We start from the raw sequence: 14,109 nt of genomic DNA, 5'->3' as shown, positions 1-14,109 counted from the left end.
TTGCCTCTCCCGATATTCATTAGTCATTCTTAATCATAATAGATGATGAATCAAGGACAGGCAAATTAAGGATTAAGAAAAATGCTTGCTAGGGTGTGGAGTGCATCGATCGTTGGAATTGACGCGGTAAAAGTGGGTGTTGAGGCTGATGTGTCAGGCGGGCTACCGAAAATTGTGGTTGTGGGATTGCCCGATTCTGCGGTGCAAGAAGCTAAAGAAAGGGTTAAGGCTACCCTAAAAAATTCGGGATATGGTTTTCCTATGCGGAGTATTGTGATTAATTTAACTCCGGCGGATTTGCGGAAGGAAGGGCCGAGTTTTGATTTGCCGATCGCCATTGGCATCTTAGCAGCATCCGAACAAGTCAGCGCTGAACTTTTGGGAGATCATTTGTTTTTAGGGGAACTCTCTTTAGATGGGAGTTTGCGGGCTGTGGCTGGGGTTTTGCCGATCGCCGCTGCTGCACGAGAAATGGGTATTTCGGGATTGATTGTACCGGCTGCTAATGCAGCCGAAGCGGCTTTGGTACACGGAATATCTGTTTATGGTTTTGAAAATATTTTTGCAGTTACTGATTTTTTAAACAATCCTAATGTGTATTCGCCGGTAGAAGTAAACGGTCGAGAACAGTTAGCAAAAACGCGGTTTCCCGGTTTAGATTTAAAGGATGTCAAGGGACAAATTCACGCCCGCCGCGCTTTGGAAATAGCGGCCGCTGGTGGACACAATTTAATTTTTGTCGGGCCGCCTGGAAGCGGTAAAACTATGTTAGCGAGGCGTTTGCCGGGTATTTTGCCGCCGCTGACTTTTGAAGAAGCTTTGGATGTAACTCAAATTCATTCGGTGGCAGGGTTGTTGAAGGATCGGGGCAGCTTGGTGGGCGATCGACCTTTTCGCAGTCCTCACCATTCAGCATCTGGCCCTTCTTTGGTAGGTGGTGGCAGTTTTCCCCGTCCGGGTGAAATTTCTTTAGCACATCGCGGCATTCTTTTTCTGGATGAATTAACTGAGTTTAAAAGAGATGTTTTGGAGTTTTTGCGACAACCGCTGGAAGATGGTTATGTGACGATTTCTCGCACTAGACAATCAGTGATGTTTCCGGCTCAATTCACTTTAGTTGCTAGTACGAATCCTTGCGCTTGCGGTTATTACGGCGATTCTATCCAACAGTGTACTTGTTCGCCGCAAAAGAGGGAGCAATATTGGGCAAAACTTTCGGGGCCTTTGATGGATCGGATCGATTTGCAAGTGGCAGTTAATCGTTTGAAACCCGAGGAAATTACCCGACAGCCGACTGGCGAGGAGTCGGAACCGGTGCGGGTGAGGGTGCAGCGGGCGCGAGAGATCGCTACTCGCCGTTTTCAGTCGGAATCTAGTTTGCGCTGTAATGCGGAGATGCAAAGCAGTCACATTAACAAATGGTGTCAGTTGGATGATGCTTCTCGGAATTTATTGGAGATGGCGATTCGGAAGTTGGGGCTTTCGGCGAGGGCTAGCGATCGCATTTTGAAGGTTGCTAGAACTATTGCTGATTTGTCGGGGGATGAAAGCTTGAAAACGAATCATGTGGCGGAGGCGGTGCAGTATCGGACGATCGATCGGATGCAGTAAGTCAGCAACGTCTCCAAAGACACAATACCCCGATCGCCGAATTCTTAAAGAAGTTGGGTCTTTAACAGTTGATTCGGGGATTTAAATCACTTCTAAACATACGAAGTCCCAGCAGAGGGGGACTAAGGAATTAAGGGGGTATTTAAGCTGGATTGATGTTGTCCAATTATTTAATTGAGCCACTGAAACGCCCCGATTTTCCCATGTTTATTGTCTGATTTTGTGCTGCATGGTGCCAGGATCACTGGTGACAGTTGTGTAACTTCTGTTAGTGTTAGAGTGGGGGAGGCGACAGCAAACCAAGGCAGCAGTTAAAGTGGCGATCGAGGAAGCTTTAGATAGATTTCCCGAAAGCTACTCAACTGAAGTGTATCAGCCCCAATATCAAGAGGTTTATCAGCACGTCTACGAATCTTATTCTGAGGCAGGACGCAGTATTTATACCACCGCAGCTTGAAGCTGGTGTCAATGCCACCCACCCACAGCTTTTGTCAAAAACCCCTGATAATTTCATCTAAAATTCATCAAGTTTTTACCCACTTTTTGTCATTTTTACTGTAATTTATGATACCGATCGCCCAAGTTGCCCGAATCTCCACAACGGCCGAATTTTTAATATTTAATTTTTCGCTCTCGCTCTCCCTCCCTCTCCCTCGTTCTTCCTCCCTCTTCCTCTTTCCCTCGCCCCCTCTCCCTGTTTCCCCCTAAAATTTGAAATTTTTGAGTGACAAATCATGGCACGATCGCAGCGCGTTTTGATACCATGCAATCAAGCGCAAGACAATCAGGGAATGCACTGGAGGTGTGTAAATGGAGCTTTTGGCAGAACAAAAACGGTGCTTGGATTGCTTGGTAAGCTCGATCGAGCAATTGGGAGGTCGAGTAGACATTCCAAAGCTGGAGCAGATAGCTGAGCTAATCATTCAAACGATGAGAGGGCCTTGGCGCTACTTTCACACGTCGGAACACATTTTTGAGGTCGGAGGGTCAGTCGATCCGATCGAGGTGCTGGCTGCGCTGTTTCACGACCTCGTGTACGTGCAAGTCGATCAGGGCGTTAGTTTCAATATTAGTAGCGCCCTTTGTCCATTTGTCAAAGAAGTGCGATCGCAGTTAGTTATTAGAGATGAAACCGAACTGCCCGACGATGCCATGTATCACCTAGTGGCCTCAGTCTTTGGGTTTATTCCCGGCAAGGCTCTCTCTCCGTTTGGCGGCCAAAACGAATTTTTGAGTGCCGTTATTGCGGGCAAATCTTTGGAGCCTTTTTTGCCAGCTAGTACGATCGCTGAGATAACAGCTTGCATCGAAGCTACTATTCCTTTTCGTCCCGTTTCGCCCAGCGGTTTGAGCGCGATCGAACTTTTGTACCAGCGTTTGGTAAGTATAAAGCGCGATTTTAACTTCGGATGGAGCGATGCCCAAACCGTAGAAATTGTCAAGCGTTCTGTCAGGTTAGCAAATAGAGATGTCGAGAATTTTGCATCTCCAAATTCCTCTAATTTCTTAGACAATACCTGGAATTTGATGCCAGAAACTAACCACGAATTGAGCAATGTTAATTCCTATACTGTTGCCGGATATCGCAGGTCTCTGCAAAAAATGGAAGGATTTTTGAACTTCCTCAAACCCGAACTGGTTTTCCAGCAGTTTATGCAAGAGCCGGACGATGAAACCTACGCTAACCTGATTGCCCGAACTCGCAAAAATATCGAAGTTGCTAAACTTTATCTGGGTATCAAGCTAATTACCATCGCCATTTTAGAAGCTCTTTCCTACCGATTGGGGCGCGATATTCCGCTTTCTACTATGATGGGAGAATTGCGCGCACCCGGATTTAAGACCTCGGTTTTGGAGGATTACTTGCCCAACAAGCAGATCGCCTACCCATTAGACACTCAGTTGGAAAAAGAGGTTTTAAATTTGTTAGCAATAGGAAGAAATCAAGAATCTCCCTATGATATTAAAAACTCTCCCGTAGCTACGTTTATTATCAAATCTATCGGCTTTGCTGAAACTGAAAACTTTTTGAAGAAAGCTCAAGAGTTTTTTGCCGGTCATATTTCCTCGGAAGAGTTTCTGTCTTATTGTTCTCCCGATGTCATCGAGACCATCTCCTCCGGGGTGATGAAACTCTTTGACAGCAGGAAGACGGCTTTAGGGAAAGTTAAATTAGTTCACCAAACAGTTTCTTAGGATAGGTTGGCACAATCTTAAAACGTTTTCCATCGCAGACACCAGGTTTCTTGAGTTGAGCCACAATGTCCGGTTAGTCTGAGATTGTTGCACCATTCTCGCTTAACAGGCCCGAAAGCTTGTTCCTAAAAGGCTAATTGAGAATGGTGCCAGATATCAGCTTTCAAGGACTTTAGCTATGAGTCAGGGGTTTGAACCCCTGGCGGACTAATTCGACATCCAACTTCTATTGCGGTGAACCAGTCGCACCCTCTGCGCCGGATTTGTTCTCAGGTACAGCCGTATCTGTAGGATTAGAATCGCTCCGGCTTTCGGTATTAGTTTCGCCGCTGGTACCTGCTCCTGGAGCGCCCTCACCCTGAGTTGGGGGTGGAGTAGCTGAACTCTCAGGTGCTGGAGTTGGCGGAGTCGAAGCTGGCTCATTCTGCGGAGTCGGAACCGTAGTATTGGTATTATTTGACGGCGAAGATGGAGACGGCGCTGCTTCCTGAGCGGGTGCATCTTGCTGCTGTGAATTTGGAATTGTAATATTGATATTGGGAGACGGATTTGCTTGAGGAGCCGGAGTTGCCTGTTGAGCTGGACTTGGTTGAGGATCAGGCGTAGCGTTTTGAGCTGGACTTGGTTGAACCGGAACAACCTTTTCAATGATCGTTTTTTCTCTCTCTATAGTCCGAGTCGGAGCAGGTGTTGCTGAAGGTTGATTCGCTTTCGGTACAACAATCACAGGAGCAGAAGCAGGAGTAGGAGCCTCCTCACCCCGATTGAAGTAATATACAGTGCCCAGAACTAAGCCTACCAAAGAAGTAAGAAGAATCCCTAACAGTAACCCGCGACCAGCATTCTCATTATCGCGGACTTCTTGGACTCCAAGTTGGCGGTGGTTTTCCGCCATTTGACCCTGTACATAACCTTGGTGATGAGCTGCTTCTTTAGAAGCCTTCCCCGTTGTACCCGGAACACTTGTAGTGGTTCGCGTTGTACTGACGTGACCGTTACTTGCATCTGTGTGAACTTCTTGATGAATTTCACGGCTAGAACTATTTTCTTCGTTAGGTTTCATAATTATCTTCGCCACAACTATTCAAAAAATATTTGTCTGTAGGAGATGCTCTGGTTGGAAAACTTGAGCTAAGCTGTTCAGTATTGTCAAGATTCAGGCAAGATTCATGTGTAAGCATTTGGCGTTTTGGTCATACCCAGTTTAAGTGCTTAACAGCTTTCTGCTTAGGGAGTTTAGAGAACTTTTGGCTTTTCCTTCATCTGTATCGAATCTAACTCGTTAAGGTATTAACCAGGCTCTACCCTCAGAGTGATTCCCCAACTCCTCAAAGGAATAGGATGAGCCCGACTTCAACAAAGAATACCCGCTAAATGAGTTATTTATAATGTTTGCTGTGCAAGCATATAGCAATCCTTTGCAGGAGTCGTAAAAAAAATTACGACTGCTGCAAGGATTGCTATATTTATAAAGCCGGTTTGTGCTTGAAATGTGTTTAAGTCCGATTAGATAGCCACAATTAAGTTTTTAGTAATAAAGCCAAGTTTTTTCTCATCCATCAACAGAGGATAGTCGTACTCACTACAAACAAGCTTTATTACAGGAAATTAACCGGACATCAGCATTACTGACAATTGAGTTTTTTTTACTCGGTTCTTTCAATGATGATGGTAAGGTGAGCGACTAATGCACCTATCGCTCCTATTGCTGCAATGACTGGAAACAACGCCGCACCGATGACTCCGCCGACTACTCCCACAGTCAGAGGAACTTCTACCAAGATCCGTCCCTCTTCATTTTTGATAATGATGCGGCGGATATGGCCTTCGTGCATCAGTTCTTTAACTTTAGCAACCAAATCGTCGCCGTTAATCTTCAACTCCTCGACGCTAACTTTTTCCTGAGTATAAGTAGGGGTTTCTAAAGGAGTCGTTTCAAAATTAACCTCACTCATTTTGTCGGCAGAAACTTTTTCAGATACAGGTATTGATTCGAGTTCTCTTGTCCCGACTGGTTCTTGTAGGCGTTCTGTAGGTGTGTCCATTTTTTGTTCTCCTTTTAGGTAAAAGTATTTTTGTATAGAATTATATTGAAATATAACACGCAACTTTTTTTGAATCAATCATTCTTTTGGGTGATCTTGCTGCTGCTGTCGTGATTTTCTGAAGGTATGATGATGAAAATTCCCTCACTCTCTCGCTTTTGGGCTTATCCCATCTGTCCCTTTCTCCTTGTGCCGTTTAGTTAACTGTCTGCTTCTAACCCTCGCACCGCCTAATCCTTGAAAAACTTCAAATCCAGACAACGAAAGGATGAGAGCGACTTTCACACTCTCAGAGACTCAGGCTCAACAGGTGTACAGGTTGAAATACTGACATTGTACTGAAAGTACGATCGTCCCGCCGTGTATACAATTACCACCTCTCGTTCGGGAAACCGCACATGGAAACCGTTGCTTACTTTCCTCAAATGTTATTTCAATTTAGATCAGTGCGATCGCCAAATCAAACCCGACCCCCGGAGGTTCCTCAAATCAACATCTTAGAGTTTCTAATGAGAATTGCCTAAAATCAAGGGGGAGGAGAAATAATAATGATCGAAATATTATCATAACCAAACCAATTTCCTCAAAGTGAAGTTGAAGTTGGGGAAAAGTCGGGTAAAGTAGAATTATTTCTTTCTGCTTCCTCTTGATTCTCCGTATCGGATTTGCCAGCGAGAGAATTTAAATATCAAGTTGGCAGCCAGATGGTACTTTTATGCAAATTTTTAAGGCACATTAAGCGGATGTGTGGAATGTGAGTTTTAGTTGCGATCGCACAACTTTAGCATCTGTCGGGAAAAATTTCGTTGGTGAAGCTTTGGAGTGTCGATGCGGCTAAAGTATAAGCTGCCGAACTTGACAAATTGCTCGCCATCGGCTGTCCCTGGCTGGAAGACTACCTACAATACAATATTCGGGTTGAGTGCGATCGGCATTTGTGCGAAAAAACTGACAATTGAGATTTATTGGCAATTGCCGGAAACCTGTTTTGCCTGAATTTTAAAATTGGGCGATCGGCTGCAGATTTGTCGCTATTCTTGTCTTATTGTAATATAATTTTACGCAAGGGGCAATACGAAATGTACTGCCACAGGTCGCAGATGTCTATCCATCTGAACCAAATTAATGTCATCAAACATTAAAAATAGTTATGACTGTTATATTCGGATTAGTAAAATCTTGGATATATAAAATTCAATACATAGTCAGATTTCAAAGGGGTGTCTGCTGTTAAATCAATCTCACCTGCAATATCGTTTCGGGGGACACCAGCACGATTTAAGGCAAAAAATAATCCTGCTGAATTAACTGATTTGAGGGAGCAGAGGAAAGTTGATGACTAAGCTATAAAAAGAGTTGAAAAGGCTTTCTAAATAGTAGGCAAGACTCCAGCAGCCAACCGCAACTGCCAATTACCAAAGGAGGGAGCAGTGTATGAAACTGACGGGTTGAGTCCCCTAAAATCGCCGCTTGGTTTGCGATCGACTCTACAGGAATTAACCCTGTACGACTTTCTCCTAGAATCTGAGTGTCTGGGGGACGAAGTTGCTAAAATTTTTCAAGCAAACCCTTTAGTTCCGGGCATCATCATCACTCAGCAAGGAAAGTTTATAGGGATGATTTCGCGGCGGCGTTATTTTGAACATATGAGCCGCCCCTACAGCTTGGAGTTATTTTCTCAACAGCCTTTGTTCATACTCTACCGCTTTACTAAAACTGATATGTTGGTTCTCGATCGCGAAACCTCAATTATGACGGCAGTGCGGCAGTCTTTGGAGCGATCGCCCGAACTAATCCACGAACCAATTGTAGTACAAGTAGAGCCGGAAATTTACAAACTTTTAGACGTACACCAACTACTGCTTTCTCAGTTGCAAATTCACGAGTTATCAACCGTGGCGATGCGCGAGTCGCAAGCGCAATTGAGACATCAAGCCCAACAGCTCGAACTTGCCCTGCTGGAACTTCAGCGCACTCAAACTCAACTAATTCAAACGGAGAAAATGTCTTCTTTGGGGCAGTTAGTAGCAGGAGTAGCTCACGAAATCAACAATCCGATCGGCTTTATCTACAGCAATTTGCACCACGCTAAAGAGTACACGCAAGGTTTAATGCGGATGCTCGACATCTACCAAAAGCACTGTCCCGAACCCATCGCAGCAATTGAAGCGGAAGCAGAAAAAATCGAACTCGATTATGTGCTAGAAGACTTGCCGAAAGTCTTAAATTCTATGCAGCAAGGTGCAGAAAGAGTGCGCGACATCGTTTTGTCGCTGCGGAATTTTTGCAGATTAGACGAAGCTGAAATGAAGCAGGTCAACATTCACGACGGTATCAACAACACGATTATGCTGTTGCAAAGCCAGCTTAAAGGGAAACCGGGGCACGAGGCGATCGAAATTCACAAAGAATACAGCGACTTGCCGCTGGTGCAGTGCTATCCCGGACAGCTCAATCAGGTATTTATGAATATTTTACTTAATGCAATTTACGCTCTTGTTGAGTCTAATAAACACGAAAATGTCGATAATAAAAGCGCGAAAAAGTCGCAATCATGCGAGCAAAATCAGTCTTGTACAAAGACTAAATCATCAGTTTATAAGTCTACCTGCCTGATTCCTACGATTCGTATTCGCACCGAGTTAATTGATAAAAAAAAGGTAATAATTAAAATTTCTGACAACGGCCCGGGGATGACAGAAGATGTTCGGAAGCGGTTGTTTGACCCTTTCTTTTCTACTAAGCCGGTCGGTCAAGGAACGGGTTTGGGACTGTCGATTAGCTATGAAATTGTTGTGAACCAACACGGCGGCGCATTGAAGTGTTTTTCGGAACTGGGAAAAGGAGCAGAATTTGCGATCGAAATTCCACTTCAACAGTCTTCCCTAGCACAGATTTTGCCTCCCTTTGCGTGATATAGCAGAAGAAAGTTCGGCAACGGATTATGTAACGGATGTAACGGATGTAAAGGATAGAAGGAAGTTCGGCAACGGATTATGTAACGGATGTAACGGATGTAACGGATGTAAAGGATAGAAGGAAGAAGGAAGAAGGCAGAAGCAATAAAAGTTAGGGATTCGGCCGTTGAAACCGCTTCTTGTCAAACTTTCGTTCCTCTCGCTTGAGACTAAAGAATAAAGCCCATTGCTATCGTGAACCTTTGCAAACCCACTTCCACAAAGGATGACTCGGCCCCTGTTGGCGAATGCGGCGCACTTGTTGTTCCAAACCCTGTTTTTCCCGGTGGGGCAATCCTCGCATCATATTGCGACTTTGCCAAGTTAGCACTCCTAAAGTCATCCCCAAGCACAAACCCAAACCGAGAGTGGGCCAGCGATGAAAAGATAAACCGTAGCGCACCGCCGCCCAAGTGAAGTGTTCTAACCACAAAGCTATTTCGCGGCGCAAACCCCAAATGCTCAAAGAACCGACGCTAATCCACAGCAATATCACAGTTAACCAGCGGCCGTAAACTGTTAGTTTGTGAAGCCTTTGGACTTCAATTTGAAAAGTTTGGTCAGTAGTCATTTGTTATTTGTCATTTGTCATTTATCATTGGTTATTGATTATTGAGGATTTATTATTAGTCAGTCAACAGTTAACCGTCAACAGTTAACCGTCAACAGTTAACCGTCAACAGTCAATTAAACTTCCTCTGACTGGTTGATTCCTTCTGCGGGGACGGGGATGGAGTGACCGGTGCGACTGCGCCACCAAGCTAGCAGCGTACTGGCAACGAAAATACTGGAATACGAACCAGCAATAAAACCGACAATCAAAGCTAAAGCAAAGTATTTGAGGGTTTCGCCACCAAACAAAAAGATTGAAAACAATGTCAGCAGCGTGGTAAACGTTGTGTTAATTGACCTTCCCAGCGTCTGCATGACAGCATCATCGACAATTTGATCGATCGACTGTCCCGGATTTAGCTTGATTACTTCGCGCACGCGATCGTAAATTACCACTGTATCGTTAACAGAAAAACCGATAAGTGTCAAGAGCGCGACCACAAATAAACTGTCAACTTCCACTCCTTGAACTAAACCCAAAAACGAGAAAACACCAAGCGTGACCAACACGTCGTGAAACACAGCCACAAAAGCAAAAAAGGCATAATCCAACTGAAATCGGAATGTCAGATAAGCAGTAATTCCCGCAAAAGAAATCAACAAAGCCAGCAAACCCGAAGTAAACAACTGTTTGCCGAGGGTAGGCCCAACCGTATCAATTTGAGTAGATTGAGGAGAAAAAGCGCCTATCTTTTCGCTCAAAGCTGTTTGCAAATTAGTCCGCTGTTCGACATCCAAAGTTTTTGTTCGCAGCGACAAACCTCGCTGTTCTTGACCGATAACTTGAATGCTGCTGCCGCCTAAACCTTGGGCGTCGAGGACTTCACGGACAGCAGCAAGATTGATGGGTTTACAATTTTCCGGTTTCGTGCAGTCAAGTTCAAATTGCAGGCGAGTGCCGCCGATAAAGTCCAAACTCGGCCGCAGCGGTGCGCGGATGTCTGGACGAGTCCAAGAAATCGCCATCGACACTATACCTGCGAGGATTATAGCGGCGGAAATACTCCACCAGAGCGATCGATATTTGATTACACTGAATTTCATAATTTGAAGGAATAGGGAAGTTCGGCAACGGATTGTGTAACGGATGTAAGAAGGAAGGAAGAAGTTAACAGTCAACAGTCAACTGTTAACAGTCAACAGTCAACTGTTAACTGTTAACTATTAGCAGTTTTAGACAAATCGGGACAGAACCACTGAGGTTTCCGCAGGGCCGGAAAGCCCAACACTACCAAAAGTAGAGTGCGGCTGCAAGTAATAGCAGTAAACATACTCACTACTACGCCCAATGCCAGAGTTACAGCAAACCCTTTAACTAAACCAGCGCCCAACCAGAACAAAGCAGCACAAGCAATAACTGTTGTGACGTTGCCGTCTAAAATGCTGGAAAAAGCGCGGTAAAAACCCGATTCTACCGATCGATAAAGCGATTTCCCCGCCCGTAATTCTTCCCGCGTGCGCTCAAAAATCAGCACGTTAGCATCCACAGCCATCCCGATGCTGAGCACAAAACCAGCAATTCCCGGCAGCGTTAATGTCACTCCCAAAAGCACGAAAGCTGCCCAAGTTAACAGAGCATAAATTAACAGCGCAATATTGGCAATTACGCCGGGGAGCCGATAGTAGACAACCATGAAAATCAAGACTAAAACTAAGCCGCCTATACCTGCGTTAATACTGCTTTGAATGCTGTCTTTACCCAAGCTAGCGCCGATCGTGCGGTTTTCTACAATTTCGACCGGCACAGGCAAAGCGCCGCCCCGCAATTGCACTGCTAAATCGTTGGCTTCTTGCGTTGTAAAGTTGCCTTGAATTACGGCACTCCCACCAGTAATTCCTGCTTGGGCAAATTCAACGCCGACGACTGGAGAACTGATCATTCTTTCGTCTAGGAAAATACCGATACTGCGTCCAGTGCCTGCTAAATTTTTAGTGAGTTGGGCAAATAGTTCGCCTCCTTTGGTATCGAAAACAAGAGCAACGTTCCAGTTGTTCCCAGAGGCCAAGGGTTGAGGTTGAGCGTCTTTGAGGTTTTCGCCGCCGAGGCCGCTGCTTTTGAAGAGTTTGGCGATCGCCTCATTGCTTCTTGTCAAAGCAGCCTGATTTTCTTTAATAGCGGCCTCATTATTGCTAGTTCTCAATTCTTCTTGTTTGACCAGCAATTCCTGCTGCAACTGCCTCTCAATGGCTAATTGTGCTTCGGTTCCAGGCAGTTGTTCCAGAAATTCTAGCTTTGCCGTGCCGCCCAAAACTCGTTCTGCTTGCTGCGGGTCATTTACTCCGGGCAACTGCACGAGAATCTGGTCTTCTCCTACTGTTTGGACTAATGCTTCGGAAACACCCAAACCGTTGACGCGGTTTTCGACAATCCGCCGCACTGCTTCTAACATTCCCGGGTCAATTTTGGGAATTGTGGGCGTAGTTTTTACTTGAATTGTGAGTTGCGACCCTCCTTGCAAGTCTAATCCCAGCCGCGTCGGAATTGTTACTATTACAGTAATGGCGGCGATGATTAGAACAAAAATTAGGGCTAATAGCGAACGTTGTTTTTGCATATTTAATTATTAGTCATTGGTCAGTTGGCAGTTGTCAGTTGACAGTTGGCAGTTGGCAGATTTTAGTCATCAGTCATCAGTCATCAGTCAACAGTCATCAGTCAACAGTCAACAGTCAACCAATGACTACTGACTAATCACTATTTATACTCGCAAAGCTACCATTTTTTGGACTGCTTCGACAATTTGATTGGGTTGGACAATTGTCAGTCTTTCCAAATTGCCGTTGTAAGGTGTGGGAATATCTTGTGAAGACAGGCGCAAAACCGGTGCGTCGAGTTCGTCAAAAAATCGATCGCTAATCGAAGCAATGAGTTCGGCACCAATGCCTCCTGTTTTCATGCACTCCTCTACAATAATTACTTTGTGAGTTTTGCGAATGGATGCGCCGATGGTCTCCATGTCCAGGGGTTTGAGAGAAATTAGGTCGATTACTTCTGGATCGTAACCTTCTTTTACCAGGGCTGGCACGGCTTGCAAGACGTGGTGCCGCATCCTGGAATAAGTCAGGATGGTGACATCTTTGCCCGATCGCACAATTTCTGCTTTGTCCAGCGGCACTAAATATTCTGTTTCTGGCAAATTTTCTTTGAGGTTGTAAAGAAGGACGTGCTCGAAAAACAGAACGGGGTTATCGTCGCGGATGGCTGATTTTAAGAGTCCTTTGGCGTTGTAGGGAGTCGAACAAGCGACTATTTTCAAACCCGGTACTGCTTGGAAATATGCTTCTAGGCGTTGGGAGTGTTCGGCGCCGAGTTGTCGGCCCACGCCGCCAGGCCCACGAATTACCATTGGCATTTTGAAGTTGCCACCGGATGTGTAGCGCAGCATTCCGGCGTTGTTGGAAATTTGGTTGAAGGCCAGCAGCAAAAAGCCCATGTTCATGCCTTCGATGACCGGTCGCAATCCCGTCATTGCTGCGCCTACTGCCATGCCTGTAAAGCTATTTTCGGCGATCGGGGTGTCGAGCACTCTAAGTTCGCCGTATTTGTTGTAGAGGTCTTTGGTGACTTTATAGGAACCGCCGTATTGACCTACGTCTTCGCCGAGTACGAATACGGCGGAGTCGCGGGCCATTTCTTCGTCTAACGCCTCGCGGAGGGCGTTGAACAATAAGGTTTCTGCCATAGGAGGTGAAGCAATGATTGCAGGAGGGTCAGATTAGAATCTTAACCTTTCGGGGGTGTCGATCTAGGAGTCGATCGCAAATTTGACCGTTAAAATCTGAGACTTGGCCAATCTTTATCATAACATTTGTATTATGTCAACGAATATTTAAGTTAAAATAATACTAACTTGCCTGCCCACAGCAGAGGAATATTATGCTCCAGACAAAAACTCAACTCACTTTGGAAGAGTTTCTCACTCTTCCCGAAGGAGAAGGCGATATTACCTACGAACTTATTGACGAGCAAGCAGTACCGAAGATGTCACCTAAAAAATTTCATTCTCGCCTCACCCGAAGCCTAATAAAAATCCTCGAACAGTGGGGTGAGGAACGGGGAGAAATTGGTGTAGAATGGGCGGTAAGATTAACCAGACTGGGGCGAGACTGGGTGCCAGTACCAGACCTTTTATATGTTTCTTACGAACGCTTATCTCCTGACTGGAATCAAGATGAAGCCTGTCCTGTAGCCCCAGAATTAGTCATAGAAATTATTTCACCCGAACAAACTTTCGGTCAGTTAGCTGCTAAAGCGAGAGATTATTTAGATGCTAAGGTATTGCGGGTTTGGGTAGTAGATAGCAAGGCGAGAAGCATTACAGTTTTTTACCCCGATGCAGCACCGCAGACTTATATGGGAGATACGCTATTAATAGATACACTTTTTGATGGATTAGAATTTACGGCTTCACAGCTATTTCAGATGGCAAAAATACCATAAACTTTTTTGGGAGGAGTGTGTGGTAGTTCACAAGCTATTCCATTCTTCAAGAGTAATTTGCCTTTCTATAATCTCCTCGGTCTCTCGAATCATCATCCGTAGCTGAGGGACAGAATACTCATCATTAGAGGGAATCGTTAATCGATACTCCTGATAAATCATAAACTGGTGCTTAAGCTGTTGTGCATTTAAAACGCATATTGGTATAATATAACATAATAATATTCAGAAAAAGTGAATGCCTGCT

The 14,109-nt window shown here is 45.0% G+C and carries 12 protein-coding genes; 6 read left to right on the top strand and 6 right to left on the bottom strand.

Features of this window, described 5'->3' with window-relative positions:
• The first annotated feature begins 81 nt into the window (after positions 1-81).
• The 3 genes from QUA36_RS22375 to QUA36_RS22365 all read left to right on the top strand — a co-directional run bounded on the left by QUA36_RS22375 (position 82) and on the right by QUA36_RS22365 (position 3,807).
• A complete protein-coding gene (locus QUA36_RS22375; RefSeq protein WP_333459156.1) occupies positions 82-1,611 on the top strand; it encodes a YifB family Mg chelatase-like AAA ATPase in 1,530 nt (509 codons plus the stop codon).
• A gap of 271 nt (positions 1,612-1,882) precedes the next feature.
• Positions 1,883-2,068: a hypothetical protein gene (locus tag QUA36_RS22370; RefSeq protein ID WP_333160749.1), complete on the top strand. Its 186-nt coding sequence runs from the start codon at positions 1,883-1,885 to the stop codon at positions 2,066-2,068.
• A 353-nt stretch (positions 2,069-2,421) separates the two neighbouring features.
• Positions 2,422-3,807, top strand: a complete 1,386-nt coding sequence (locus QUA36_RS22365; protein ID WP_333459155.1) for a hypothetical protein — start codon at positions 2,422-2,424, stop codon at positions 3,805-3,807.
• A gap of 226 nt (positions 3,808-4,033) precedes the next feature.
• Here the strand turns inward: QUA36_RS22365 and QUA36_RS22360 are convergent, their stop codons facing one another.
• Both QUA36_RS22360 and QUA36_RS22355 read right to left on the bottom strand, forming a co-directional pair.
• Complete coding sequence (locus tag QUA36_RS22360; protein WP_333451686.1) at positions 4,034-4,870, bottom strand: hypothetical protein; 837 nt, start codon at positions 4,868-4,870, stop codon at positions 4,034-4,036.
• Between the two features lie 583 nt (positions 4,871-5,453).
• Positions 5,454-5,852, bottom strand: a complete 399-nt coding sequence (locus QUA36_RS22355) for a DUF4342 domain-containing protein (protein WP_333162845.1) — start codon at positions 5,850-5,852, stop codon at positions 5,454-5,456.
• Positions 5,853-6,680: 828 nt separating this feature from the next.
• Here QUA36_RS22355 and QUA36_RS22350 point away from each other — a divergent pair.
• Positions 6,681-6,848: a hypothetical protein gene (locus QUA36_RS22350; protein WP_333459154.1), complete on the top strand. Its 168-nt coding sequence runs from the start codon at positions 6,681-6,683 to the stop codon at positions 6,846-6,848.
• Positions 6,849-7,282: 434 nt separating this feature from the next.
• Positions 7,283-8,767, top strand: a complete 1,485-nt coding sequence (locus QUA36_RS22345; RefSeq protein ID WP_333162843.1) for an ATP-binding protein — start codon at positions 7,283-7,285, stop codon at positions 8,765-8,767.
• Between the two features lie 232 nt (positions 8,768-8,999).
• Here the strand turns inward: QUA36_RS22345 and QUA36_RS22340 are convergent, their stop codons facing one another.
• From QUA36_RS22340 to QUA36_RS22325, 4 genes are all read right to left on the bottom strand, one after another.
• Positions 9,000-9,380, bottom strand: a complete 381-nt coding sequence (locus QUA36_RS22340; protein WP_333162841.1) for a hypothetical protein — start codon at positions 9,378-9,380, stop codon at positions 9,000-9,002.
• A gap of 116 nt (positions 9,381-9,496) precedes the next feature.
• Entirely contained in the window at positions 9,497-10,465 is a 969-nt protein-coding gene (gene secF / locus QUA36_RS22335) for a protein translocase subunit SecF (protein WP_333459153.1), read from the bottom strand.
• A 113-nt stretch (positions 10,466-10,578) separates the two neighbouring features.
• Complete coding sequence (secD, locus tag QUA36_RS22330) at positions 10,579-11,976, bottom strand: protein translocase subunit SecD (protein WP_333459152.1); 1,398 nt, start codon at positions 11,974-11,976, stop codon at positions 10,579-10,581.
• Between the two features lie 144 nt (positions 11,977-12,120).
• Positions 12,121-13,104: an alpha-ketoacid dehydrogenase subunit beta gene (locus QUA36_RS22325; protein WP_333162835.1), complete on the bottom strand. Its 984-nt coding sequence runs from the start codon at positions 13,102-13,104 to the stop codon at positions 12,121-12,123.
• A gap of 194 nt (positions 13,105-13,298) precedes the next feature.
• Between QUA36_RS22325 and QUA36_RS22320 the strand changes: the two genes are divergently transcribed.
• The gene (locus QUA36_RS22320; RefSeq protein WP_333369816.1) at positions 13,299-13,862 is read left to right on the top strand and encodes a Uma2 family endonuclease; all 564 of its coding nucleotides are present in this window, start codon (positions 13,299-13,301) and stop codon (positions 13,860-13,862) included.
• Positions 13,863-14,109 lie beyond the last annotated feature (247 nt).

The sequence above is a fragment of the Microcoleus sp. Pol10D4 genome, from assembly GCF_036701555.1.
GTDB lineage: Bacteria > Cyanobacteriota > Cyanobacteriia > Cyanobacteriales > Microcoleaceae > Microcoleus.
This window is presented reverse-complemented; position numbering and strand designations above follow the sequence as displayed.